A 24,187-nucleotide genomic window follows, 5' to 3' on the forward strand; every position below is an offset into this window, starting at 1 on the left:
CCCCCGCCGCGTTCCGCCTCACCGGGGCTCACCACCCGGACCCTCGCGACTCACCGGAGCTCCCTGGGAGTCGCTGGGATTCGCTGGGACTCCCCGGGGACTCACCGGGCCGCTCAGGGGGCATGTTTCACGTGAAACATGCCCCCTGGGCCGGCTCGCTCGCCGGCCGCCGTGTCAGCGCAGCTCGGTGATGTCCAGCTCCCCGTCCGCGTACTGCTTGCGGATCACCTTCTTGTCGAACTTCCCCACGCTCGTCTTCGGCACCGACTCGACGATCGTCCACCGCTCCGGCAGCTGCCACTTGGCGACCGACCGGGCGAGGAAGTCCTTGAGGGCCGCGTAGTCGGCGCTCGCCCCCGGCTTCAGGACGACCGTGGCCAGCGGGCGCTCGCCCCACTTCTCGTCGGGGACGGCGACGACCGCGGCCTCGGCGACCTCGGGGTGCGCCATCAGGGCGTTCTCCAGATCGACCGAGGAGATCCACTCCCCGCCCGACTTGATGACGTCCTTGGCGCGGTCGGTGAGCGTCAGATAGCCGTCCGGGCTGATCACACCGACGTCGCCGGTCTTCAGCCAGCCGTCCTCGCTGAACTTGTCGGCGGGCCGGAAGTCCTCGCCGCCCGCGCCGCCGTAGTACGCGCCCGCGATCCAGGTGCCCCGGACCTCCAGTTCACCGGCCGACTCGTTGTCCCAGGGCAGGATTTCCCCGCCGGGACCGGTCAGCCGCGCCTCGACGCCCGCCGGGAAGCGGCCCTGGGTGACCCGGTAGGGCCACTCCTCCTCGGCCGAGAGACCGGCCGGCGGGTTGGCCATGGTGCCCAGCGGCGAGGTCTCGGTCATGCCCCACGCGTGGCAGAGCCGGACACCCAGCTTGTCGTACGCCTCCATCAGCGAGGGCGGACAGGCGGCGCCGCCGATGGTCACCCTCACCATCGAGGAGAGGTCCTTGGGGCGCGCGGTGACCTCGGCGAGCAGGCCCTGCCAGATGGTCGGTACGGCGGCGGCGTGGGTGGGCTTCTCGCGCTCGATCATCTCGGCGAGCGGAGCGGGCTGGAGGAAGCGGTCCGGCATCAGCATGTTGACGCCGGTCATGAAGGTCGCGTGCGGCAGCCCCCAGGCGTTCACATGGAACTGCGGCACCACGACCAGGGTCGTGTCCTTGTCGGTGAGCCCCATCGACTCGGCCATGTTGACCTGCATCGAGTGCAGATAGACCGACCGGTGCGAATACACGATGCCCTTGGGGTCGCCGGTGGTGCCGGAGGTGTAGCACATGGCGGCGGCGGTGCGCTCGTCCAGTCGCGGCCAGTCGTACGAGGTCGGGCGGCCCGCGAGCAGCTCCTCGTACTCGTGCACCTGCGGCCCCGCGCCGTCGATGTCGTCGAGCAGCGAACGGTCGCCGGGCCCGGCGACCACGATGTGCTCGACGGTCGGCAGATGCGGCAGCAGCGGGGCGAGCAGTGGCAGCAGCGATCCGTTGACGATGACCACGCGGTCGGCCGCGTGGTTGACGATCCAGATCAGCTGCTCGGCCGGGAGCCGCAGGTTCAGCGTGTGCAGGACCGCGCCCATGGAGGGGATCGCGAGGTACGCCTCGACGTGCTCGGCGTTGTTCCACATCAGGGTGGCGGTCGCCTGACCGTCCTCGACCCCGAGCTCGCGCAGGCCGTGCGCCAGCTGCGCGGCCCGGACGCCGATCTCGGCGAAACTGCGGCGCCGTGGCTCCGCCTCGCCGGTCCAGGTCGTGACCTGCGACTTGCCGTGGATCGTCGACCCGTGGGTCAGGATCCGCGAGATCAGCAGCGGTACGTCCTGCATGGTGCTCAGCACGGCGGCCTCCCGGGGGCGCTACGGTGCGCCACGTGGCGATAAGGGTGTGCCGATTCTGCTCACGTACCGCGCGGTATGTCACTACCCGGAGGTAAGGAATCACCCACGAGACCAAGGTCACGCGGTATGCGGGCCCCCGCGCCCGCTGTCGGTGGCCCGGGTTCCGGTCAGCGGACGGGGGCGAGCTCCGGGTCCTCGCGGAGCTTGCCCAGCGCCCGCGAGACCGCGCTCTTCACCGTGCCGACCGAGACCCCGAGGACCTCGGCGGTCTGCGCCTCGCTGAGGTCCTCGTAGTACCGCAGCACGACCATCGCCCGCTGCCGGTCCGGCAGCTTCATCACGGCACGCCACATCGCGTCGTGCAGGACCTGCTGGTCGGCCGGATCGGGCTCCGGCACCGACTCCGGCTCGGGCAGCTCGTCGCAGGCGAACTCGTCCACCTTGCGCTTGCGCCACTGCGAGGTCCGGGTGTTCAGGAGCGCACGGCGCACATAGCCGTCGAGGGCGCGGTGGTCCTCGATCCGGTCCCAGGCGACGTACGTCTTGGTGAGGGCCGTCTGCAACAGGTCCTCGGCGTCGCTCGGGTTCGCGGTCAGCGAGCGTGCGGTACGCAGCAGCACGGGGCCTCGGGCCCTCATGTACGAGGCGAACGACGGGTACGGCGTCGCCGCCCGGGAGGCGCTGTTGCAGACAGGCGTGGTCATACCTCCACGCTAGGAGCGCCCGCTACGCCACGGATCGGCCCCAGGTCGCGAAGCGGGGTCCCTCTCAGGTTGTACGGGTAGGGGTGGCTGGACCTCCTGAAGGTGGAGGAGGTCCCTGGGCTCCTCAGGGTCGGAAGCGGGCGACCGGGGCATCCACCGTGTTCCGGTCCACCACGAGCCGCCGTCCGCCGTGCGTCTCGGTCACGTTCCCCGCGTACTGGTGGATGCGCCGGTGCGGGCTCCACGCGTCCGCGTGCAGGGTCGGCTCCCCGTACAGGGAGGGCCCCGAGCCCCATCGCGCGAACCACATCACGGACGGCAGGTCGGACTGCCCGGCGCGTCGGGCCTGCTCCATGTGCCGCACCCCGGAGGCCGCGCTGCTGTAGAACCCGGGCAGGAAGCCGCGGCCGCGCACCTCGCGGTTCCAGGCCCGCACGAACGCCAGCGTCGTCCGGGCGCACGCCGCGTTGTTCGCGTCGTACGCCTCCATGTCTAGGTAGAGCGCGCTGCCCTGCTGGATGCCCAGCTTCCCGGCCGCCTCGGCCGCCTCCCTCCCCTCCGCCCGGCCCTGGGGGGCCGAGTCCGCGCTCATCCGCACCTTCCGCTTCGCCTGCGACCGTACGCACGGCGACTGCGAGCCGACGAAGATCGGCAGCACCCGCCAGCCCATCCGGTCCACGTCCGTCAGCCAGCTCCGGTTGAGGTGGTGCTGGACGGGGCAGCCGCGGCCGCGCCCCCCGAAGTAGACGCCGACCCCTCGGTACGACGACGAGGACCGCCAGGCCTTCATCGTCGCCAGCGGTGGTGCCTGGCAGGTGTCGAACGCCGCCCCCTGGTAGTGCACGGCACGCGCCAGCACCGCCGGGCTGTCCACCGAGTCCGCCGGAACGAAGGCGGCTGCGGCGATGTCGGCCGCGTCTGCTGCGTCGGTCGCGTCAGTCGCGTCGGTCTGCGGAGCCGTCGCGGCCGGAGCCGCCGGGGCCGGGGCCGCCGGGGTCGCGGCCGCCGGGGTCGCGGCCGCCGGGACGTCGGGTGTCGGCGCCGCCGACGCGGACGGGCTCAGCGTGAGCAGAGCGGCGAGCGTGGTGGCCACGGCGAGCGGTGGCGTGACGATGCCCAGATACCAGGGCCGGATCGATGTAAGGCTGCGCATAGGGTGAGTGAAAGGCCGTCAGCTCGCGTCGGCCACCGCTCACCCTCGTGTCTCAGCCGTCCGTGCAGGAGATCATCCTTCCGTGTACGGAGGTTCAGCCGTCCGCGCTCAGGATCAGCCCGGAAGTCGGCACACCCGTCCCGGCCGTCACCAGCACGCGTCGGGCGTCCGGTAGCTGATTGACCGCCAGCCCCCTGACCTGCCGGACGGCCTCCGCTATCCCGTTCATCCCGTGCAGATACGCCTCGCCCAGCTGTCCCCCGTGCGTGTTCAGCGGCAATGTGTCCGCCGCCACGAAGTCCGCCGCCTCCCCCGCCCCGCAGAACCCGAACTCCTCCAGCTGCATCAGGACGAACGGGGTGAAGTGGTCGTACAGGATCGCCACGTCGATCTCCGCCGGAGCCAGCCCGGACGTCCGCCACAGCTGGCGCGCCACCACTCCCATCTCGGGCAGCCCGGTCAGGGAGTCCCGGTAGAAGCTCGTCATCCCCTCCTGTCTGCGGCCGGCCCCCTGCGCGGCCGCGGTGATCACGGCGGGCGGGCGGCGCAGGTCCCGGGCCCGCTCGGCCGTGGTGACGACAATCGCCTGGCCTCCGTCCGTCTCCTGGCAGCAGTCCAGCAGCCGCAGCGGCTCCACGATCCACCGTGAGGCGGCGTGGTCGGCGAGCGTGATCGGCCTGCCGTAGAAGTACGCCGCCGGGTTGGTCGCCGCGTGGCGCCGGTCGACGACGGCCACCTGCCCGAACGCCTCCGGCGTCAGCCCGTACGTGTGCAGATAGCGCTGGGCGGCCATGGCGACCCAGGAGGCCGGGGTGAGCAGCCCGAACGGCAGCGACCAGCCGAGCGCCGCGCCCTCGGCGGACGGCTCACGGTGCCGCACCCCGGAGCCGAACCGGCGCCCCGACCGCTCGTTGAACGCCCGGTAGCAGACGACCACTTCCGCCACCCCCGAGGCCACCGCGAGCGCGGCCTGCTGAACGGTCGCGCACGCGGCCCCGCCGCCGTAGTGGATCCGCGAGAAGAACGACAGCTCGCCGATGCCGGCCGCCTGCGCCACGGTGATCTCCGGGCTGGTGTCCATGGTGAAGGTGACCATGCCGTCGACGTCCTCGGGGGTGAGCCCGGCGTCGTCCAGCGCGGCACGCACCGCCTCCACGGCGAGCTTCAGCTCACTGCGCCCCGAGTCCTTGGAGAACTCGGTGGCCCCTATCCCGACGATCGCCGCCTTCCCGCCGAGCGAGTCGGCCCGCCGCACGCTCATACCGCCGCCTCCCCCGCGCCGCCCGTCCCCGACCGGGGGAGGGCGACCGTGACGGTCCCGGTGACGTGGTGGCCCAGCCGGTTCGCCCCCACCACCCGCACCTCGGCCGTGCCGTCCTCCATGGCGGTGACGGTGCCGGTCAAGGTCATGGTGTCGCCCGGATGGTTGGGCGCCCCCAGCCGTATCCGCACCGCGCGCAACCGCGCCTCGGGGCCGAAGTAATCGGTGATGTACCGCCCGACCAGGCCGTTGGTGGTCAGGATGTTCATGAAGATGTCCGGGGACCCCTTCTCCTGGGCGAGCACCGCGTCGTGGTGCACGTCCTGGTAGTCGCGGGAGGCCACGGCCCCGGCGACGATCAGGGTCCGGGTGACCGGGATCTCCAGCGGTGGCAGCTCGTCTCCCGCCTTCATGCCGCGCCCTCCCCTCCCTCGACTCGTTGGGCTTCTTCGGTTGCTCGGGCCTCTTCGGCTTCATGGGCCTCTTGGGCTTCTTCGGTTCCTTGGGCCTCTTCGGCTTCTTGGGCGTCTTCGGCTTCTTCGGTTGCTTGGTCTTCTTCCGCTTCTCCTGAGCCTTCCGATCCTTCCGATCCCTCTGCTCCCTCGGCGAGCAATCCGCCCAGCTCCTCCAGCAGTTCGCCGCCACACCCCAGATACGCGTCGATCTGGCGTCCCCAGAGGAAGTGCCGGTGCACCGGGTGCTCCAGGTCCGCCCCGAGCCCCCCGTGAAGATGCTGGCCCGCGTGGACGACCCTTCTGCCCGCCTCGGACGCCCACCAGGCCGCTGTGAGCGCGTGCGTGCGGTACGGCAGTCCCTGGTCGCGCCGCCACGCCGCCTCGTACGAGGTCACCCGTATCGCCTCGGTGTCCATGTACGCGTCGGCCGCCCTCAGCTGGACCGCCTGGAGGGTGGCGAGCGGCCGCCCGAACTGCTCACGGGTGTTGGTGTGCTCCACCGCACGGGCCAGCGACCCCGCGCACACCCCCGTCTGGAGTCCGGCGAAGGCGGTACGGGCGGTCGCCAGCACGTCCTCGTAGGCGCCGGGCCCCGGGCCGCCGACCCGCTCGCCCCGGGCTCCCGAGAGCGTGAGCCGGCCGGCCGACCAGGGCGCCGTCGTCTCGACCCGTTCCGTCACGTTCCCGGGTGCTCCCGTCCGTATCCACCACAGCGCCCGGTCCCCGTCCGCCACCAGGACGTGTGTGGCATCGCGCAGCCAGGGGACCACCGGCACCACTCCGGTCAGCTCGGCCGTCGGGCCGCCGTCGGTCGAGGCCCGCACCGCCGCGTGCGAGGGGAAGGCGCCGGTCGCCACCGCCGTGCCGTCCCTCAGGGACGGGAGCAGCCGGTCGCGCTGGTCCGGGGAGCCGTGGGCGGCCAGTGCCAGGACTCCGTAGACGCAGCTCGCCGCGAACGGCGCCTGGGCGGTCGTCCGGCCCTGCTCCTCCAGCGCGAGGACCAGTCCGAGCAGCCCCGTCTCCTCGACGGCGCCGGGCAGCCCGGCACCGCACAGGGCCTTCCACAGCTCGGTGTCCGTCCCGGTCCCGGCGGCGGTGAGGCGTTCATGGGTGGAGAGGTCTCCGAAGATCTCCCCGGCCAGCTCACGGACCGCCGCCTCCTCCTCGGTGGGGGTGAAGTCCATCAGCCACCCTCATCCCCTCGGAACACCGGCAGTTCCAGGTCCTCGTCCACCCGGAGGAACTCCAGGCACACGGGCATCCCGATGCGCACCTTGTCGTACGGCACGCCCACCACGTTGCTGATCATCCGCACGCCCTCGGCCAGTTCGATCAGGCCGACGGCGTACGGAGCGTCACCGTCGGCCCCACCCGTGCCGGGCTCGGCGAACCCGGGGAAGCGGGGGTGGTGCATCACGACGTACGAGAACACCGTCCCGGCGCCGCTCGCCTCCACCGTGTCCCATTCCGCCGCCCCGCAGCCGTTGCACCCCGGCAGCCAGGGGAAGCGCAGTTCGCCGCAGCCGGTGCAGCGCTGGATCAGCAGCTTGTGGGCGGCGACGCCGTCCCAGAATCCGGCGTTGTCGCGGTTGACGACCGGTCTCGGGCGCCGCCCCTCGGGGGTGCGGCGGGCCGGGGCGTACTTGAGGATCCGGAAGCGGTGCGTGCCCGCGAGCTCGCCGTTCGCGCGGACGTCCATCCGCGTGGTGACGAAGTGGCCCGTCCCGAGCTTCGTGGTCTTCTGCTCCGAGACCGTCTCGATCACCGCGTCATAGGTGATCCGGTCTCCCGGGCGCAGCTCCCGTAGGTACTCCTGTTCGCAGTCGGTCGCGACCACCGAGGTGAAACCGGCGCCGTCGAGCAGCGCGAACAGCTCGTCGTGGGCGCCCGAGCGGTCCGTGTGCCCCGAGAGGCCGCCCATCGTCCAGGCCTGGAGCATGGTGGGCGGGGCGATCGCGTCCGGTCCCCGGTACGCCGGGTTGGTGTCGCCCATCGCCTCGCACCAGTGCCTGATCATCGGTTCGTTGACCAGGTCCTTGCCGACGCCCTCGCGCGCCGCCGACCGCCCCTCGTACGCCTTGAGGCGTCCGTACAGCCCACCCGTGTCAGGGTGCGCGGCCCGCTCGCCCGGGTCCGGGTGCGCGGCCCGCTCGCCCGGGTCCGGGTGCGCGGTCCGCTCGTTCCCGTCCGCGATACGCCCCGGCGAGCGCGTGGACACGTCCTCGGTCATCTACCTCCGCCCCCTCTTCATCCCGAGCCGCATCGTCGCGACGATCTCCCGCTGCACCTCGCTCACCCCGCCCCCGAACGTGTTGATCTGCGCCGCGCGGTTCATCCGCTCCAGCTCCCCGTCCCCCACGGCGCCCGGCGACCCTCCCCGCACCAGCGCCGTCTCCCCCGAGATCTCCTGGCACATTCGATACGTCTCGACCGCCGATTCCGTTCCCGCGAACTTCACCCCGGCGGCGTCCCCGGGGGCCGGTGAACCGGCCCCCACGTCCCCCACCAAACGCCAGTTGAGCAGGCGATTCGCCGCCAGCCGGGCATGTGTCTCGGCGATCCTGAAACGCACCCACGGCGCGTCAACCCTGCGCCGACCGGTCACCGGATCGGGGGTACGGGCGCGGTGCAGCGCCGCCTCGAAGAACGCCTCGGCCTGCATGCCGATCGCGGCGAGCGCGACCCGCTCGTGGTTGAGCTGGTTGGTGATCAGACCCCACCCGCCGTTCTCCTCCCCGACCAGGTTCGCGGCCGGAACGCGGATCCCGTCGTAGTACGTGGCCGTCGTCGTCAGGCCGCCCACGGTGTGGATCGGGGTCCAGGAGAAACCGGGTGCGTCGGTCGGAACGAGGATGATCGAAATGCCCCGGTGCTTGGGCGCCGCCGGGTCCGTACGGCAGGCGAGCCAGATCCAGTCCGCGTTCTGGGCGTTGGAAGTGAAGATCTTCTGGCCGTCGATCAGCCAGTCGTCCCCGTCCCGTACGGCCCGGGTCCGCAGCGAGGCGAGGTCCGTCCCGGCGCCCGGCTCGCTGTACCCGATCGCGAAGACCAGCTCGCCGGCGAGGATCCGGGGCAGGAAGAACGCTTTCTGCTCCTCGGTCCCGTAGCGCATCAGCGTCGGCCCGACCGTGTTGAGCGTGACCATCGAGACGGGGGCGTCGGCGCGGTACGCCTCGTCGAAGAAGACGAACTGCTCGTCGGGCCCGCGCCCCTGGCCGCCGTACTCGACGGGCCAGCCGAGCCCCAGCATCCCGTCGGCGCCGATCCGGCGGAGCAGGGCGCGTTGGGCCGCGGGGTCGTCGGCGGCGGGACCGGGGCCGGCCGGACCGGGACCGGCCGGACCGGGACCGGCCGGACCAAGGCCAGTGGGACCGAGGCCGGTCGGACCGTGGCCGGTCGGGTCGGCCCCCGCAGGATCGCCGTCTTCACGGTCGCCGCCCTGCGCGGCTTCCGTGCTGCCCGTGCCTTCCCCCATGACGGTGCGGAAGTAGGAGCGGAGTTCGGCACGCAGGCGTTGCTGGCGTTCGGTCGGGGCGAGGTGCACGGCGGCGGCCTCCGGGGTCCGGACGTACGCGTACGAGTCGGGGTTTCTGACTGTCCGTCAGATACGGCACCCGTGTCAATGCCCGCGCTGACGCGCCCCCCGCCCCCACCGCACCCGCGCGGGCATCCACGCGCGCGTAGGCGCACTCACCCGGCCCGGCCGCATGCCCCCGGACGCGCGACCGCCCGGGCAGCCGCGCCGCAGCGCCGCCACCCGGGCAGTCGTCACCCCACTGACCCCGACCCCGAGGGGCCCCGGCTCACCAGAGGTTGGTGAAGTTGACCGACACGTTGTCCTGACGGATCGCCGTGAAGGCGGAGCCGTTCACCTGGGCGGTATTGCTCTGGTTCGAGGCGCCCGAACCCACGGCCTGCTGCTGTGTGGTGGACGAGTTCCCGTTGTTGTTGTGCCCGACCCCGCTCCCGCTGATGGTCGCCACTGCCGCGTTCGATCCGTGGTCCGCAAAGGAGCCGTTGTCCGCGGTGGCGACTCCGGTGAAGAGCCCCACGGCGAGAGGCAGTGCGGCGGCGGCGGCGATGACGCGGGCGGTGCGGATGCTTGCCATGTCTTTTCCTCCAGGAACCAGAAGTACGGCTTTTTCCAGGGAAGTTGGCCGACCGCCCTGGAAGCTGCTGCGGCGTCGCGTCATCAGAGTTGCCCACCGAATCCCCGGCGAACCAGCCCAGTCGGCGCGTTTCGCCCGCAAGCGTGAGGACTTGTCGATAAACCACCAACTTGCTTTCAAAGGCTCCGGAAGCCGTTTGTCGGCCCAGGCGCACCCCGCCGCACACCGGCCCAGCAGGGAGGAGAACCGTTTCAGCACACTTTCGGCCAAACTTCCGCGCCACCCGGCCGCCGCCGGGATGCCGGGCACCCGTTCCCCGCAGGCCACAGACCCACCACCCGCCCCGCCCGAATCGGCGTCCGCGCAGCCCAGGCCCTCATTTCCGGTCACGCGCCGATCCCTTCACCACCCCGTCCCGACCACTCTTCGATCACTCTCCGCTCTCATCCGAACCCGGATCCATTCCCGCTTCCCTTTTTCGAACACTCGTACGAACATAGAAGGCATGGCCACCATCGACCGGCATGCCTCCACCCTGGCCCTCGCCCACGCTCTCTCCGTCGCCGAGCGCGGGCTCCCCGTCATCCCGCTGTCCCGATCGAAGCTCCCCGCGCTGCGCTCTCCGCACCACGGCGAGCCGCAGCCCGCGCTCTGCCGGGGCGAGTGCGGGCTGCCGGGGCACGGGGTTCACGACGCGACCACGGACCCGGTGGCCGTACGCGCGCTGTTCGCGGCCGCGCCCTGGGCCACCGGGTACGGCATCGCCTGCGGCCGCCCGCCCCACCACCTCATCGGCATCGACCTGGACACGACGAAGCCGGGCCACGCGGAACCGGGGCCGGCCGACGCTCCGGGGGGAGCGGGGGCGGGATCGGTCCTGGGGTCAGCTGCGGGGTCCGCTCCGGGTCCGGGTCCGGGGGCTGTCGCGGACGCGCGCGTAGGGGCGGCTGAGGGGACGGTGGAAGAGGCTTCGGTCCCGCCCCAACGCGACCGCCGGGCGGTGCGGCCTTCACCGCCCTCACCGCCCTCGCCCTTCATGCCGCACACGGCCGATCCGCCGCCCGAATCGGTCGCTGCCCTGCAACACCTCGCCCTGCGGCACCTGTTCACGATTCCGGAGACCGTCGTCGTGATCACGCCGAGCGGGGGACGGCACATCTGGCTGACGGGGCCGCCCGACCGGGTCGTCCCCAACTCCGCGAGCCGACTGGCGCCCGGGATCGACGTGCGGGGCGCGGGCGGTTATCTGGTCGGCCCCGGCTCACTGACCAGCAACGGCGTCTACCGGCTCGCCCCGGGCACGGCCCATCTGGCACCGGCCCCCTGCCCCGGCGCGCTCCTCGATCTCCTCACGCCCCCGGCGCGCGCCCACCACTCCCGGGCGCACGGCCCGGACCGGGGCCACGGGCTGGTCCAGTTCGTCCTGGCCGCTCACGAGGGCCAGCGCAACACCCGTCTCTTCTGGGCCGCCTGCCGCGCCTACGAGAACGGCATCGGCGAGGCCCTGGCCGATCTCCTCACCACCGCCGCGGTCCGGACCGGCCTCACCGAGCGGGAAGCCCGGGCGACCATCGCGTCAGCGGCGCGGCTGACCACGGCGTACTGAGGACGGGGGCGACGGTCGCGTACGTACATATCGCGTACGCACATATGGGTAAGGGGCGCTGCCCATGGGCCGACGCCCCTTACCCAGCCGCCGTCGACGCTGGACCGGCATCTCAGCCCGTACGACCCGGGGCGCCCACCTGACGAGGTGTCCCGCGACGAAAAGAGGTGCCCCGGATGTCCGGGGCACCTCTTTTCACGGGCCGTACGACCCGCGCACACGCGGTGGGTGTGGGATTTGAACCCACGGTGACATCGCTGCCACGACGGTTTTCAAGACCGTTCCCTTAGGCCGCTCGGGCAACCCACCCTCGCCCCGGGCCGGCCGACCGGCGGCGGGGCTGCTACAGCCTAGCGGAGGGGTCCTTATGGTGCGGAGGCCCGGCCGGGGGATGGACCAGGCCTCCTTGGGCGGTGCCGAGTTCGCCCCTCGGGCGGCGCGGTCAGCTGTCGCCCATGCGCTCGCCGAGGGTGACCGTGACCGTCGCCTCCTTGCCGTCGCGCTGGTACGTGAGCTGGACCTGGTCGCCCGGCTTGTGCGTCCAGATCTCACTGATCAGCGTCGGGCCGCTGTCGACCACCGTGTCGCCGAACTTGGTGATGACGTCACCGGGCTTGAGGCCCGCCTTGTCCGCCGGGCCGCCCGGCACCACGGCCGCGCTGCCGCCGGACGCCTGCGGGGAGATCTTGGCGCCCTGGCCCTTCTGGTCCATGGCGACGGTCGCGCCGATCACCGGGTAGACCGGCTTGCCGGTCTTGATGAGCTGCTCCGCCACGTTCTTCGCCTGGTTGACCGGGATCGCGAAGCCCAGGCCGATGGAGCCCGCCTGCGACTGGCCGAACCCGCCGCTGCCGGCCGACTGGATGGCCGAGTTGATGCCGATGACCGCACCGCGCGCGTCGAGCAGCGGGCCGCCCGAGTTGCCCGGATTGATCGAGGCGTCGGTCTGGAGGGCGCTCATGTACGAGGCCTTGGAGTTGGCGCCGTCGCTGGAGGACACCGGGCGGTTCTTGGCGCTGATGATGCCCGTGGTGACCGTGTTGGAGAGGCCGAAGGGCGCGCCGATGGCGATCGTCGAGTCGCCGACGGCGACCTGGTCGGAGTTGCCGAGGGCGAGCGGGACCAGGTTGGAGGGGGCGTTCTTGAGCTTGATGACCGCCACGTCGTAGCCCTGTGCGCGGCCGACCACCTCGGCGTCGTACTTCTTGCCGTTGGAGAAGGTCGCCGTCACCTTGCCGCTGGTGGCGGCCGACGCCACCACGTGGTTGTTGGTGACGATGTGGCCTTCCCTGTCGTAGACGAAGCCCGTGCCGGTGCCGCCCTCGCCGTCACCGCCCTGCGCCTCGATCGTCACCACGCTCGGCAGCGCCTTCGCGGCGACCGCCGCGACCGTGCCCGGCTCGCGCTTGAAGTCCTTGGGGGTGTCGGAGGCCGAGACCGTCGTCGACCCACTGGAGCCGTCCTCGCGGTCCGCCGCCCAGTAGCCGATGGCGCCGCCGACGCCACCCGCGACCAGCGCGGCCACCAGGACGGCGGCGATCAGACCGCCGCGGCGGCGCGGGCGCTGCGGCTCGGGAGCGGGCGCGCCCCAGGCGGGACCGCCGCCCGCGCCGCCGTACGCGGGCAGCGCGGGCGGGGGCGTCGGCCAGCCGTCCGCGGCCTGCGGATGCGCGGCGGGCGCCCCGTACGGCGGCTCGGCCGGGACCGGGCCGGGAAGTTGCGCGGTGGCGGGATCGGGCGCGGCCCCGTGCGCGGCGGCCGGGTCCTGCCCGTGCGGCGCCTCCGGCGCGCCCTTCGGCTCCGGCGTCGCGTGCGTGGCCCCGGCGCCGATCCCAGCCCCAGCCCCCGTCCCGGCGTACGCGGCACCGGACTCCGGCGTCGCGTGCGTGGCCGTCGGCTCGGGGGCGGGCGGCTCGGTGGCCGGCGGCGCCGGACGGTCGGGCCCGGGGGACGGGGCCGCCGGGGACGGCGCCGCGGGCTCCTCGGACATCACGGGAGGGGCGGGAGGCGCGGGCGGTGCTGACGACGGGGCAGGCGGGACGGCCGGGGCCGCGGTGCCCTCGTTCTCGGTGCTCACAGCTCTCTCTCCTCGGTTCCACTCAGTCTCGGGGTCGGTATGGTTCGGCTGGGGACGCGACACCGACCATGGTGCGTCAGGGGTCCGACAATCGCGTATCGCACGATGCGGACGTGTGCACATGTCAGCGCTCAGCTTTTCCCACAAGCTGTCAGGCCACTGTAAGCAGGAGCTGTGTATTCGTGCTCCCACCCGCAAGCCGCCCCTGTGCCCCGCCGCAGTGGCACGATGACGCGGTGACCCAAGCACGGCAGCACGACAGTCATACGCCCCACCGGGCCTCCGTCCGGGTGGTGGCCCACCGCGGCGCCTCCGAGGACGCGCCCGAGCACACCCTCGCCGCGTACATGAAGGCGATCGAGGACGGCGCGGACGCCCTTGAGTGCGATGTCCGGCTCACCGCCGACGGCCACCTCGTCTGCGTCCACGACCGCCGCGTCAACCGGACCTCCAACGGCCGCGGCGCCGTCTCCGCCCTGGAGCTCTCCGAGCTCTCGGCGCTCGACTTCGGCTCCTGGAAGGACAGCGAGGAGAGCCCGGACTGGGGCGACCCGTCCTTCACCTCCGTCCTCACCCTGGAACGCCTCCTGGCGCTCGTCGCCGACGCGGGCCGGCGCGTGGAGCTCGCCATCGAGACCAAGCACCCCACCCGCTGGGCCGGACAGGTCGAGGACCGGCTGCTCCAGCTGCTGAAGCGGTTCGGCCTCACGGATCCGCCGCCGGACGGCGAGACCTCACCGGTACGGATCATGAGCTTCTCCGCGCGCTCCCTGCACCGCGTCGCCGCCGCCGCGCCGGACATCCCGACCGTCTACCTGATGCAGTTCCTGTCGCCCCGTCTGCGCGACGGGCGGCTGCCCGCGGGCGCGCGGATCGCGGGCCCCGGCATGCGGATCGTCCGCAACCACCCCGGCTACATCGACCGGTTGCACGCGGCGGGCCACCAGGTCCACGTCTGGACGGTGAACGAACCGGAGGACGTCGAACTGTGCGTACGCCTCGGGGTCGAGGCCATCATCACCAACCGCCCCAAGCAGGTGCTGCACCAGCTGGGCCGCCTCTGAGGCGGCCTCCGGGAGGCTTCGGGTCCTTTGGAAGCGCCACTTCCGTACCCTCCCTCCTCCCCTGGCACACCAGGAAGGGCGGTGACAGGGAGTGCACCGGCGCGTTCGGTCCGTGTGCGGACGTGACGAGTGCGTCACCGGACGCCGGTTGGCCGGTTTCCGGTCCAGTCCATTGGGGCATTCACACCTGGCGTGGGGTGAAGGAGGTCTCGGGGGTGGCGTTGGTGGTGGCACAGGAGGTGCCCACGTCGTCGAGCATGGCCGTGCCCCACGGCCCTGCGGGCGTGGGCAAGGCGAGACACCGGATGCGGGAGCAGCTGCTCGGCAGCGGCGTGTCCGAGCCGGTCGTGGACGATGCCGTACTGGTCCTTTCCGAACTGCTCAGCAACGCCTGCCGGCACGGCAGACCGCTGGGGCGCGCGGACGTGGGCGACGGGGACGTCCGGGCCGCCTGGCGCGTCGACAAGGCGGGGCGGCTGACGGTCGAGGTGACCGACGGCGGCGGCCCCACCCGGCCGATTCCGGCCACACCGTCCGTCACCGCGCGCGGGGGCCGCGGGCTGAACATCATCAGCGCGCTCGCCCAGGACTGGGGCGTACGCGACAGCGCGTCCGGCGAGGTCACCGTATGGGTGATCATCACCGCCGGGTACGACCGTGCGCAGGGGTGCGACAACGGCCTCGGGCCCGTCCCCGACGACTTCGTCGCGCGCGTGGCGCTGCCGAGCCTGGAGTTCGCGGACGTCTTCGACGAACTGGACTGAGCGACGGGCTGGACTGAACAACAAGCTGGACCGGGCAACGGGCTGGACCGGGCAACGGGCTGGACCGGGCGACAAGCTGGACCGAGCGGGAGCTGGACCGAGCGGCGGGTCGGGGGGCGAGTCCCGCGTCCTTGTCTCCAGGCCCCGGGCCCCAGGCTCCGGGGCAGCGAACCCCAGGCAGCGATCCGAGCGCGGCGGGCAGGCCTCGGTTCCCCCCGTCCCCGCCCCGCCGCGGACGACTTGCACCGAGCCGTACGCCGTATCCCGACCGGTACGACTAGGCTCGCGCCCGACCCAGCGACACCGCACCACCGCAGTCGGGAGAGCCACACCATGGCCAAGAAGCGCCCCCAGACGAAGGCCGCAGCGCCACAGCGCAAGAACGGGGCCGGCGCCGCAGGCGCTGATGTCGAGATTCCGGTCGTCGGAGCCCGCGAGCCCTGCCCGTGCGGCTCGGGCCGCCGCTACAAGGCGTGCCACGGCCGGGCCGCCTCGCACGCCGTGACCGAGCTGGTCCAGCGTCCGTTCGAGGGCCTGGCGGGCGAGTGCGACTGGGTCGCGCTGCGCGAGCTGGTGCCCGCCGCCACCGTCGAACTCACCCTCAAGGACGGCCTGCCCGAGGGCGTGCCGTCGGTGACGCTCGCGACCGTGCTGCCGATGGCGTGGCCCGCGCTGCGCCGCGACGACGGCTCGGTGCTGCTCGGCCTCCAGAACGACACGCCGTCCGGCGACATCAGCCGCGACCTCGCGGACACGCTCACGCGCGCGTTGACGGCCGAGCCGGGTACGCCGGTCGCCGCCCAGCGCGTCGACCCCCAGGGCCCCCGGCTCCAGGACCTGCTGGACCCGGCCGCCGCCTTCGAGCCCGCCGTGCACAGCGGGTTCGAGTTCTGGGTGCGGGGCGAAGAAGGCACGGAGAACGCCACTCCCGAGGTGACCGCCTCCCTGGAGCGCGCCAACGCCGCCGCCATCCCGACCGTACGGCTCACGTCGGTCGACTCGTCCTACTGGTGCGAGACGCCCGAGAAGAACCACCTGCGGTGGGTCATGCCGCACCCGGAGGAGCGCCTTCTGGACGCGCTCGCCCGGCTGCACGCGGCCGGCACCTCCTCGCTCGGCGAGGGCACCCGCCTGGTGGGCTCCTTCCGCGCGCACGGACTGACCGTCCCGGTCTGGGACCTGCCGAGCGCGATGACGGCCGAGGAGTGCGAGAAGCCTGCCGCCGCGTTCGCCGAGCGGCTGGCGGCGGCGCTGGCGGACGAGGCTCCGCTCACCCCGGAGGAGCGCCGGGCGCGGGGCGGGCTCACCAACCGCCAGGTGACGTTGAGCTGAGCGTGACCCTTCCTGTCACGGGACAGGTGACCCGCGTCACAACTCCCGGTAGTCGCAGATAAATCGGTGTCCGAATAACCGAGATCGAATTTGCGAATGACAGATCTCTTGTTACCGTTCTAAGAGCCCGGTCGCTGGTGCATCCCCCGTCGCCAGCGACCGGGCCCTTCCATTTCCTCTTCCGGTTCGCCGTATGCGCCCACGTGGTCGCTTACCGCTCAACGAGCCGTGGGTGCCGAGGAGTTGACCGCCCCACCGTCGGGCGCATTGGACCCGGAACGCAGCAGCAGAGGCGCGTCCTCACTTGTTCCGGCGAACTCCGCGACCGCCGAGTACGCGCCAGGTTTTCCCTTCGCCGGTTCCCTCGGGGTCTCGCACACACCCGGCTGATCTCCCGTGCCGACGGCGCAGTTCGTCTGTACGGTGTGGGCGCCCGGCCCCATCAGGGTGAGCACGGAGCGCAACCGTCCGCCCGTGGCGTTGCGGTAGTAGGCGCGCGCCCAGGTGTCGCGCCCCTCGGTCAGCACACAGGTCTGTGCCTCGACGCCGTCGGGCGAGACGAGTTCGGGCCCGCAGTGGGCGGCCGGTTCGACGGGCCCCCGCGCCACGCGCGCGTGGCCGGACGGCTTCGCGTCGCCCGGCACGGAGGGAAACCCCGATCCGGCCTCGGAGACGGACCCCGCATCCGGGGAGTCGGCCGCGGCCGCGGCCCGGCCGCGCGGACCGGGACGGGTGGCGTCGGACCGGGCGGGATCGCCGCCCGCCGACCCGGTGCCCGCCGGCTCCGGCTCCTCGACCTGGCCGGCCGAAGCCGCCAGCGGCAGCAGCACCGCGAACACCACCACGGCCCCGATACCGATCATGCGGAGGTTCACGGCGGCCCACCCATCCCAAGGAATTCCTGCGGTGGGCCGAAGATAGCGACGGAAAGCGGGCGCCCGGTCGTCCGCGCGCCCGTTTCCCGTACAACTGGGGCGCTCTCGCACCCGAACGAGTGACACCGGGTCCCGACGGGAACTCGGCGGCCGTCCTGTTCGCTGTCCTGGTACGCGGACCGGGCCACCGGCTCAGTACGCGAGCCGGGACCCGCCGTCCGGTGCGCTGGTCGCCGCCGTGACCAGCGCGTCCACCACCGCCTCCACATCCGGCAGCCAGGGCCTGGCCGACCCCGGCAGCGGGGCCCGCTCCCAGCGCACCTGCCCCTTGCCCGTCTCGGACGGGGGCAGCACCAGATAGCCGCCCTCTCCGTGGAAGCGGAGTGAACTGGGCACCCAGTCCTTGGAGTAGAGGAGGTCACCCAGCCGTTCCAGCGAGTAAGGAGCGACCAGCAGCGACCACCGGGTGGGAGTCGCCACCACCGGGCCGAGCCGGATGCCCATGTCGTCGAGGACCGCGAGCGCCCGCGCCCCCGAGACGGCCGGGAGGCTCACCGCGCACGGCGCTCTGCCGCCCGTGGCGAGGAGCACCGGGGCGGCCGGGCGGTTGGTCCACCACCAGCGCACCAGGCGCTCGTCGGTCGACGCCGCCAGGAGGCCGGGGTCGAAGGGGTGCGCCCCCGGGACGGCGCACTCGGGGTCGGGACAGGCACAACCGCGGTCCCGGTCGCCGCGGCCCTTGGCCGTCGTCAGTCCCACACCTGGAAGTACGGGCCATTTCCACTCGGTCGCGCAGGTCAGCGCGGCGCCAAGCCGAGCAGCCGTTTCACTGCGCCGGAACCTGAGCCTGCGTCGCCTTCCGAGGATCTCGCGCATGAGCGCTCGTTCCTTTCCGTTGAACGCCGAGGTCCACATCACACCATGTGTGCATCACTTCACTGCGCGTACATGATCGTTGAGCTCTGCGAGCCTGCGGTACGGGTAACCCGTCAGGACCGAGCGGGGGCTGTGACCATTAAAAGCATGGCGAGGGGTGGCGTGCGCGTGGCGCTTGCTGTCCCTTGTGCAAAAAACCCCGCCACTCGGGGATGGGGCGCGGCCGTCGGTTGCTAAGACGCCCTGGACCGCCGCCGGGTTCCGGGACACCGTCAACTGCCCCTGGCCATCACCGAGTACGTACCCAGCCCGCTCGATATGACGCGCTCTTGAATGCCCTCAGTCGACCCCAGAGATGGGCCATAGGGGGCAATTTTCCGCCAAGTTGAACACCCCCTGGACACCAACAATCTCGCCATGACAATGCTGGACATCCCCTTACTTGTGCGTGTACATCTGGATGCATTGATGGCGGCGCAGATTGACATGGGGGTTTGCGATGCTATTGAGCGAAACCGACCGGTCGGAAAGCCGACTGCCATGAGCGCCCCGCACCTGCCGAAAGTGGCTGGAATCGATCCATCCGTTCCGCCTCCCGCGCACACTTCCGCGCCTCTGCCCCCATCCGCCCCCACCGCCTCCGCAGCCCCGGGCGTGGCGATCCAGGACCGGCTGGCCGGGTGGGTCTCCGACCTGACCACCCTGCACGAACTGACCGAACGCCTCGCCCGCACCTCCGTGCTCGACGACGCTCTCGACGAGCTGCTGCGGGCGGGTGCCGCGCTGGTCGGCGCGCGCCGCGGACTGGTCGTCCTGGAGCCCGCCGACGGACTGGGCCCGGCCGTCACCACCGGTCTCGGTCTGGCCCACGCCGACCTCGGCCACATCGAGACGGTCCCGCGCAGCGCCACCCCGTACGGCAGGATCCTCGATGGCCTGCCCGGCGCCGACGGCGGCTCCGACCTGGTCGGCGAGGCGGCCGGCGGCCACACCCCCGACCCGCGCCACCGCGAGGTCGCCACCCGGATCGGCTACGCGGCCAGCTACACGCTGCCCCTGACGACCGACGCGGGCGCCCGCCTCGGCGCGGTGGTCTGGCTCTACGACGAACCCGCCGAACCGGCCGAGCGGCACCGCCACCTCATCGGGCTCTATCTGGGCCAGGCCGCCGAGCACGTCGACCGGCTGGTCGAGCTGGACCGCGCCCGCACCCGGCTCGCCACCGTCACCGAGGAGCTGCTGCCCAGCCGGCTCCCCCGGGTGGCCCGGGTGCGGCTCGCCGCCCGCCACCGCACCGGCCCGCGCGGCGGCGGCGACTGGTACGACGCGCTGCCGCTGCCCGAGGGCGCGCTCGGCCTCGCGGTCGGCTCCGTCACCGGGTCGGGGCCCAGCGCCGTCGCCGCGATGGGGCGGCTGCGCGCCAGCCTGCGGGCGTACGCGGTGATGGAGGGCGAGGACCCGGTCGCCGTCCTCTCCGACCTGGAGCTGCTGCTGCGGCTCACCGAGCCGGCCCGTTCGGCGACCGCGCTCTTCGCGTACTGCGAGCCCGCGCGCGGCAAGATCGTGCTCGCCGGAGCCGGGCACGCGCCGCCGCTGATCGTCGGCGAGCGCCGCACCGAGTACGTGGAGACCTCCCTCTCCGCGCCGCTGGGGATGCTCGCGTGCTGGGAGGCGCCGAGCGTGGAGATCCAGCCCGCGGCCGGAGAAACGGTGCTGCTGTACACCGACGGGCTGCTCCACCGCACCGGCGATCCGATGGACCGGGCCTTCGCCCGCCTCCACGCGGCCGCCGCGAGCGTCCCGAGGGCCGCCCGCGAGGACCCGGACGCGATCGCCGACCACGTGCTGCGGACCGTGCTGCCGGACGGGCTCGACGCCTCGGACGGCGGCGAGGACGTGGTGCTGCTGGCGGCTCGTTTCGCGTAGCGGCCGCCTACGGGGTGTAACAGGTCCTACGGCCCTGGACCCCTTCCCAGCCGCCCGTACGATGGACGGAGGTCCAATGTCGTACTAAGTGGAGGCAGACCGTGGCCGAGCAGCTCACCCCGGAGACCCCGGAAGAGTCGGAAGAGCAGCCGATCAAGCAGCGCAAGAACGGCCTGTACCCGGGCGTGTCCGACGAGCTGGCCGAGAACATGAAGTCCGGCTGGGCCGACACCGAGCTGCACGGGCTGGAGCCGATCGCCCAGGCCGCGCACACCGCCGACCGCCGCGCGGCGCTGTCCGCGCGCTTCCCCGGCGAGCGTCTGGTGATCCCCGCGGGCAACCTGAAGACCCGCTCGAACGACACCGAGTACAGCTTCCGCGCCTCCACCGAGTACGCGTACCTCACCGGTGACCAGACCCAGGACGGCGTGCTGGTCCTGGAGCCCAGGGGCGACGGCCACGAGGCGACCGTCTACCTGCTGCCGCGCTCCGACCGGGAGAACGGCGAGTTCTGGCTGGACGGCCAGGGCGAGCTGTGGGTCGGCCGGCGCCACTCGCTGAGCGAGGCCGAGCAGCTGCTCGGCATCCCGGCCAAGGACGTCCGCGAGCTGGCCGCCGCGCTCAAGGAGGCCACCGGTCCGGTCCGTGTGGTCCGCGGCCACGACGCCGGCATCGAGGCCGCGCTCACGGACAAGGTCACCGCCGAGCGCGACGAGGAACTGCGGGTGTACCTGTCGGAGGCGCGCCTGGTGAAGGACGCCTTCGAGGTCGCCGAGCTGCGCAAGGCCTGCGAGGCCACCGCGCGCGGCTTCGAGGACGTCGTCAAGGTGCTCGACAAGGCCGAGGCGACCAGCGAGCGCTACATCGAGGGAACGTTCTTCCTGCGCGCCCGCGTCGAGGGCAACGACATCGGCTACGGCTCGATCTGCGCGGCCGGTCCGCACGCCACCACCCTGCACTGGGTGCGCAACGACGGCGCCGTGCGCGCGGGCGAGCTGCTGCTGCTCGACGCCGGTGTCGAGACCAACGAGCTCTACACCGCGGACGTGACGCGCACACTGCCGATCAACGGCACGTTCTCGCCGCTCCAGCGGAAGATCTACGACGCGGTGTACGAGGCCCAGGAGGCCGGTATCGCGGCGGTGAAGCCGGGCGCCCCCTACCGCGCCTTCCACGACGCCGCCCAGCGCGTCCTGGCCGAGAAGCTCGTCGAGTGGGGCCTGTGCGGCGACCTGGACGTGGAGAAGGTCCTGGAGCTGGGCCTCCAGCGCCGCTGGACGCTACACGGCACCGGCCACATGCTCGGCATGGACGTCCACGACTGCGCCGCCGCGCGCACCGAGACGTACGTCGCGGGCGACCTGGAGCCCGGTATGTGCCTCACCGTCGAGCCGGGGCTGTACTTCCAGGCCGACGACCTGACCGTGCCCGAGGAGTACCGGGGCATCGGTGTGCGGATCGAGGACGACATCCTCGTGACCGAGGACGGCAACGAGAACCTGTCGGCCTCGCTGCCCCGCCGCTCCGACGAGGTCGAGGCGTGGATGGCCCGCGTCAAGCAGGGCTGACGCCCGGGGCCCCGCTGCACCGGGCCCCGCTGCGTACGTAGTACGCGCGAGTGCGCTCCCGCACCCGTCCTACGTATACGTGAGTGCCGCGGCGAAACCGGCCGCTCCCCGTGCGCGGGGAGCGGCCGCGCCGCGTCCGCCGCCTCTGGGGCGTGCTCACGAGGCGTGGAGGAGGGCACCTTCACGCCATTTCAGGATCTTGTCGAAGCTCACCACGGCGCCTCTGCCCGGCCGGTTGCCGAAGTGGACGTGGTCGGCGAGCTGTTCGATCAGGCAGAGCCCTCTGCCGTGCTCCGCCATGGTGGAGCCCAATGTGCTGTTCATCCGTGCTGCGGTGCGACGGCCTCGTCGTACGGGAAAGCCCGGCCCCGAGTCGGCGACCTCGATACGGCATTTCTCGCCATCCAGATACGCGGTCACCCGGTACGCCGCCGAGGTGCCGGACCCTTCGTCCCCTCCGTGTTCGACCGCGTTCGCACACGCTTCGCCGAGTGCGACCGAGAGGTCGTAGGAGATGTCCGGATCGACGCCCGCGGTCTCCATGGTGCCGAGCAGTAGACGACGTGCGAGCGGAACGCTCGCGGCCTCGCGCCGCAAATGGAGTGACCACCAGATGCTCATGCTCCGGCCTCCTGGTTGCGGCTCGACATACCCCTACGTATTGCCGTAACCCCCGCTCCGTAAGCACGGACTTGACGGGATAGCGCTCATTCGGCGGATGTGTGCCCTCCCGTCGCCGGTGTATGGACGCGGCGCTCGCTCACCCGTCCGGTTTCCGGACAGCCGGGGACGGATGTGATCATCACAGGAATTCGGCACCTTGTGGACCTGCCGTACGGGACGGGGAGGGCTGGTGCGATGATGGCCCCGCCATGTCTGCCCGACACGCCCGACACACCGACGCAGGCGCCGGTCTCCGGCTGCTGAGGGCCGCGCTCTTCGCCGCGGTCTGCGTCGTGCTGTCCGCGCTCGGGCACGCCCTGGCCGTCTGTGCGACCGTCCCGTGGTGGACGCTGCTCGCCGGGTTCCTCGGGGTCTTCGCGCTCGCCTCGGTGCTCGCCGGCCGGGAGCGCTCGCTGCCGTCCATCGCGGGTGCCCTGGCCGCCGGACAGCTCGCCCTGCACACCCTGTTCGGCATCGGCCAGCACACCGCGGCCGCCGCCACCGCCCGGCCGGCCGGGGACGTCTCGCTGCTGCGGCTCGCCGCCAAGCTGGTCTGCGGCCCGGCCGCGACGGCCCGGCTGACGGCCTCGGACGCGCGACGGATCGTCACCGAAGCGGGCCTGCGCCCGCCTTCGGGGGCCCTCCCCGCTCCGCACGGCTCCATGGCGGGCATGACCCCTATGCCCGGAATGACCGGTTCTGCCTCGGCGCACGGCGTCCTGGCCGGACTGTTCCCCTCGCTGCCCATGCTCCTCGGCCACCTGCTGGCCGCGCTGCTGACGGGCTGGCTGCTGCGGCGCGGCGAGGCGGCGCTCTTCGCCCTGGCGCGGCTCTCCGCCCAGGCCGCCACCGCCGCGGCCGAGGGGGCCTGCGTCCGCTCGCTGCGGGCCGCCGTCGCGTTCGTCACGGCGTTGCTGGCCGGTCTGCCCGGGGTTCCCGGCAACGGCCCCGGCCTCCCGCCGGCCCGTCTCGCCATCCCCCTGCCGAAGGCCGGGGAGGCACTCCAGCACTCGGTGATCAGGCGCGGGCCGCCCTCGGCGTACGCCCTCGCAGTCTGACGCGGCCCGCTTCGTCACGGAGACGACACCCGTCCCGGGAGTGGTCCGCGGGGTCCGCGCGCATCCGCGCGCCGGACCGTCCTCACCCACCTCCCTGCTGACTGGAGTGTCCCAGCCATGAACGTTTCCCGCCGTTTCGCCGTCGCCGGTGCCGTCGCCGCCTCGTCCGTCCTGATGCTGGCCGGCCCGGCCTTCGCGCACGTCAGCGTGCAGCCCGAGGGCGCGGCCGCGAAGGGCGGCTACGCCGTCGTCAACTTCAAGGTGCCCAACGAGCGCGACAACGCCCAGACCGTGAAGCTGGAGGTCAGCTTCCCGGCCGACCACCCGCTGGCGTCGGTGCAGCCCGAGGCGCTGCCCGGCTGGACCGTCGAGGTCACCAAGTCCAAGCTCGACAAGCCGCTGACCGTGCACGGCAAGCAGATCAACGAGGCCGTCACCAAGGTGACCTGGAGCGGCGGCAAGATCGAGTCCGGTTACTTCCAGAAGTTCCCGCTCTCCGTCGGCCCGCTGCCCACCGACACCGACAAGCTCGTCTTCAAGGCCGTCCAGACGTACAGCAACGGCGAGGCCGTCCGCTGGATCGAGGAGCAGAAGCAGGGCGCCGAGGAGCCGGCGAACCCGGCGCCGGTGCTCACCCTCTCCGCCGCCTCCGCCGACCACCACGGCGGTGCCGCGCCCGCGTCCGACGACAAGAAGGACGACATGGCCGGGCACGACGACAAGAAGAGCGAGAACTCCGCGGACGCCTCGGACTCCAAGGACAGCGACAGCACCGCGCGTGCCCTGGGCATCGTGGGCATCGTCATCGGCGTGCTCGGGGTGGCCTTCGCCGCGTTCGCGGTGCGCCGCCGGGCCGCGTGATCCCG

General features: G+C 72.4%; 19 protein-coding genes, 1 tRNA gene and 2 pseudogenes. 8 read left to right on the forward strand and 14 right to left on the reverse strand.

Annotated features, from left to right (window positions below; translation table 11 throughout):
• Positions 1–174: 174 nt before the first annotated feature.
• The 9 genes and pseudogenes from AC069K_RS10620 to AC069K_RS10660 all read right to left on the reverse strand — a co-directional run bounded on the left by AC069K_RS10620 (position 175) and on the right by AC069K_RS10660 (position 9,512).
• Positions 175–1,830 (reverse strand): long-chain fatty acid--CoA ligase, encoded by a 1,656-nt coding sequence (locus AC069K_RS10620; protein WP_478614468.1) that lies wholly within the window; start codon positions 1,828–1,830, stop codon positions 175–177.
• Between the two features lie 167 nt (positions 1,831–1,997).
• Positions 1,998–2,534: a SigE family RNA polymerase sigma factor gene (locus tag AC069K_RS10625; protein WP_358835630.1), complete on the reverse strand. Its 537-nt coding sequence runs from the start codon at positions 2,532–2,534 to the stop codon at positions 1,998–2,000.
• A 124-nt stretch (positions 2,535–2,658) separates the two neighbouring features.
• Positions 2,659–3,687 carry a DUF1906 domain-containing protein gene (locus AC069K_RS10630; protein ID WP_478614472.1) on the reverse strand — a complete coding sequence of 343 codons (1,029 nt, stop codon included), beginning with the start codon at positions 3,685–3,687 and terminating at the stop codon, positions 2,659–2,661.
• 94 nt (positions 3,688–3,781) lie between these two features.
• Entirely contained in the window at positions 3,782–4,948 is a 1,167-nt protein-coding gene (locus AC069K_RS10635) for a lipid-transfer protein (protein WP_478614475.1), read from the reverse strand.
• A complete protein-coding gene (locus AC069K_RS10640; RefSeq protein WP_478614478.1) occupies positions 4,945–5,361 on the reverse strand; it encodes a MaoC family dehydratase in 417 nt (138 codons plus the stop codon). The genes AC069K_RS10635 and AC069K_RS10640 overlap by 4 nt, the downstream gene beginning before the upstream one ends.
• A gap of 176 nt (positions 5,362–5,537) precedes the next feature.
• Positions 5,538–6,587, reverse strand: a pseudogene (locus tag AC069K_RS10645) (acyl-CoA dehydrogenase family protein); the annotation flags it as partial.
• A complete protein-coding gene (locus tag AC069K_RS10650) occupies positions 6,587–7,633 on the reverse strand; it encodes a bifunctional MaoC family dehydratase N-terminal/OB-fold nucleic acid binding domain-containing protein (protein ID WP_478614481.1) in 1,047 nt (348 codons plus the stop codon). The pseudogene AC069K_RS10645 and the gene AC069K_RS10650, both read right to left, overlap by 1 nt.
• Positions 7,634–8,947, reverse strand: coding sequence for an acyl-CoA dehydrogenase family protein (locus tag AC069K_RS10655; RefSeq protein WP_478614484.1), 1,314 nt, complete (start codon positions 8,945–8,947; stop codon positions 7,634–7,636).
• A gap of 259 nt (positions 8,948–9,206) precedes the next feature.
• Positions 9,207–9,512 (reverse strand): hypothetical protein, encoded by a 306-nt coding sequence (locus tag AC069K_RS10660; protein ID WP_358835636.1) that lies wholly within the window; start codon positions 9,510–9,512, stop codon positions 9,207–9,209.
• 514 nt (positions 9,513–10,026) lie between these two features.
• Here AC069K_RS10660 and AC069K_RS10665 point away from each other — a divergent pair.
• Positions 10,027–11,118, forward strand: a complete 1,092-nt coding sequence (locus AC069K_RS10665; protein WP_478615182.1) for a bifunctional DNA primase/polymerase — start codon at positions 10,027–10,029, stop codon at positions 11,116–11,118.
• Positions 11,119–11,340: 222 nt separating this feature from the next.
• Here AC069K_RS10665 and AC069K_RS10670 read toward each other — a convergent pair.
• Together AC069K_RS10670 and AC069K_RS10675 are read right to left on the reverse strand one after the other, a co-directional pair.
• Positions 11,341–11,427: transfer RNA gene (locus tag AC069K_RS10670), tRNA-Ser, on the reverse strand.
• A gap of 133 nt (positions 11,428–11,560) precedes the next feature.
• Complete coding sequence (locus AC069K_RS10675; protein WP_478614487.1) at positions 11,561–13,195, reverse strand: S1C family serine protease; 1,635 nt, start codon at positions 13,193–13,195, stop codon at positions 11,561–11,563.
• Positions 13,196–13,431: 236 nt separating this feature from the next.
• Here AC069K_RS10675 and AC069K_RS10680 point away from each other — a divergent pair, with 236 nt between their 5' ends.
• The 3 genes and pseudogenes from AC069K_RS10680 to AC069K_RS10690 all read left to right on the forward strand — a co-directional run bounded on the left by AC069K_RS10680 (position 13,432) and on the right by AC069K_RS10690 (position 16,355).
• Positions 13,432–14,259, forward strand: a complete 828-nt coding sequence (locus AC069K_RS10680) for a glycerophosphodiester phosphodiesterase (RefSeq protein ID WP_358834637.1) — start codon at positions 13,432–13,434, stop codon at positions 14,257–14,259.
• Between the two features lie 129 nt (positions 14,260–14,388).
• A pseudogene (locus AC069K_RS10685) lies at positions 14,389–15,023 on the forward strand (ATP-binding protein).
• A 333-nt stretch (positions 15,024–15,356) separates the two neighbouring features.
• Positions 15,357–16,355, forward strand: coding sequence for a DUF5926 family protein (locus tag AC069K_RS10690; protein WP_365102603.1), 999 nt, complete (start codon positions 15,357–15,359; stop codon positions 16,353–16,355).
• Positions 16,356–16,573: 218 nt separating this feature from the next.
• Here AC069K_RS10690 and AC069K_RS10695 read toward each other — a convergent pair whose 3' ends face one another.
• Both AC069K_RS10695 and AC069K_RS10700 read right to left on the reverse strand, forming a co-directional pair.
• The gene (locus AC069K_RS10695; protein WP_478614491.1) at positions 16,574–17,230 is read right to left on the reverse strand and encodes a hypothetical protein; all 657 of its coding nucleotides are present in this window, start codon (positions 17,228–17,230) and stop codon (positions 16,574–16,576) included.
• Positions 17,231–17,422: 192 nt separating this feature from the next.
• Positions 17,423–18,106: a bifunctional DNA primase/polymerase gene (locus AC069K_RS10700; RefSeq protein ID WP_365102607.1), complete on the reverse strand. Its 684-nt coding sequence runs from the start codon at positions 18,104–18,106 to the stop codon at positions 17,423–17,425.
• Between the two features lie 423 nt (positions 18,107–18,529).
• Here AC069K_RS10700 and AC069K_RS10705 point away from each other — a divergent pair, with 423 nt between their 5' ends.
• Both AC069K_RS10705 and AC069K_RS10710 read left to right on the forward strand, forming a co-directional pair.
• Positions 18,530–20,032, forward strand: a complete 1,503-nt coding sequence (locus AC069K_RS10705; protein ID WP_478615184.1) for a PP2C family protein-serine/threonine phosphatase — start codon at positions 18,530–18,532, stop codon at positions 20,030–20,032.
• 101 nt (positions 20,033–20,133) lie between these two features.
• Positions 20,134–21,600: an aminopeptidase P family protein gene (locus tag AC069K_RS10710; RefSeq protein WP_365102609.1), complete on the forward strand. Its 1,467-nt coding sequence runs from the start codon at positions 20,134–20,136 to the stop codon at positions 21,598–21,600.
• Between the two features lie 156 nt (positions 21,601–21,756).
• Here AC069K_RS10710 and AC069K_RS10715 read toward each other — a convergent pair whose 3' ends face one another.
• Positions 21,757–22,221, reverse strand: a complete 465-nt coding sequence (locus AC069K_RS10715) for an ATP-binding protein (RefSeq protein ID WP_358834642.1) — start codon at positions 22,219–22,221, stop codon at positions 21,757–21,759.
• A 251-nt stretch (positions 22,222–22,472) separates the two neighbouring features.
• Between AC069K_RS10715 and AC069K_RS10720 the strand changes: the two genes are divergently transcribed.
• Together AC069K_RS10720 and AC069K_RS10725 are read left to right on the forward strand one after the other, a co-directional pair.
• Positions 22,473–23,321 (forward strand): hypothetical protein, encoded by an 849-nt coding sequence (locus AC069K_RS10720; protein ID WP_478614496.1) that lies wholly within the window; start codon positions 22,473–22,475, stop codon positions 23,319–23,321.
• Positions 23,322–23,438: 117 nt separating this feature from the next.
• Entirely contained in the window at positions 23,439–24,182 is a 744-nt protein-coding gene (locus tag AC069K_RS10725; RefSeq protein ID WP_365102613.1) for a YcnI family copper-binding membrane protein, read from the forward strand.
• The last annotated feature ends 5 nt before the right edge of the window (positions 24,183–24,187 follow it).

This window comes from Streptomyces sp. NPDC043908, assembly GCF_056435525.1.

Coding starts and splice junctions, on each gene's coding strand:
- AC069K_RS10625 (WP_358835630.1), bottom strand. CDS start 2,534: ATGACCACGCCTGTCTGCAACAGCGCCTCCCGGGCGGCGACGCCGTAC.
- AC069K_RS10630 (WP_478614472.1), bottom strand. CDS start 3,687: ATGCGCAGCCTTACATCGATCCGGCCCTGGTATCTGGGCATCGTCACG.
- AC069K_RS10635 (WP_478614475.1), bottom strand. CDS start 4,948: ATGAGCGTGCGGCGGGCCGACTCGCTCGGCGGGAAGGCGGCGATCGTC.
- AC069K_RS10640 (WP_478614478.1), bottom strand. CDS start 5,361: ATGAAGGCGGGAGACGAGCTGCCACCGCTGGAGATCCCGGTCACCCGG.
- AC069K_RS10650 (WP_478614481.1), bottom strand. CDS start 7,633: ATGACCGAGGACGTGTCCACGCGCTCGCCGGGGCGTATCGCGGACGGG.
- AC069K_RS10660 (WP_358835636.1), bottom strand. CDS start 9,512: ATGGCAAGCATCCGCACCGCCCGCGTCATCGCCGCCGCCGCCGCACTG.
- AC069K_RS10690 (WP_365102603.1), top strand. CDS start 15,357: ATGGCCAAGAAGCGCCCCCAGACGAAGGCCGCAGCGCCACAGCGCAAG.
- AC069K_RS10700 (WP_365102607.1), bottom strand. CDS start 18,106: ATGCGCGAGATCCTCGGAAGGCGACGCAGGCTCAGGTTCCGGCGCAGT.
- AC069K_RS10705 (WP_478615184.1), top strand. CDS start 18,530: ATGCTGGACATCCCCTTACTTGTGCGTGTACATCTGGATGCATTGATG.
- AC069K_RS10715 (WP_358834642.1), bottom strand. CDS start 22,221: ATGAGCATCTGGTGGTCACTCCATTTGCGGCGCGAGGCCGCGAGCGTT.
- AC069K_RS10720 (WP_478614496.1), top strand. CDS start 22,473: ATGTCTGCCCGACACGCCCGACACACCGACGCAGGCGCCGGTCTCCGG.
- AC069K_RS10725 (WP_365102613.1), top strand. CDS start 23,439: ATGAACGTTTCCCGCCGTTTCGCCGTCGCCGGTGCCGTCGCCGCCTCG.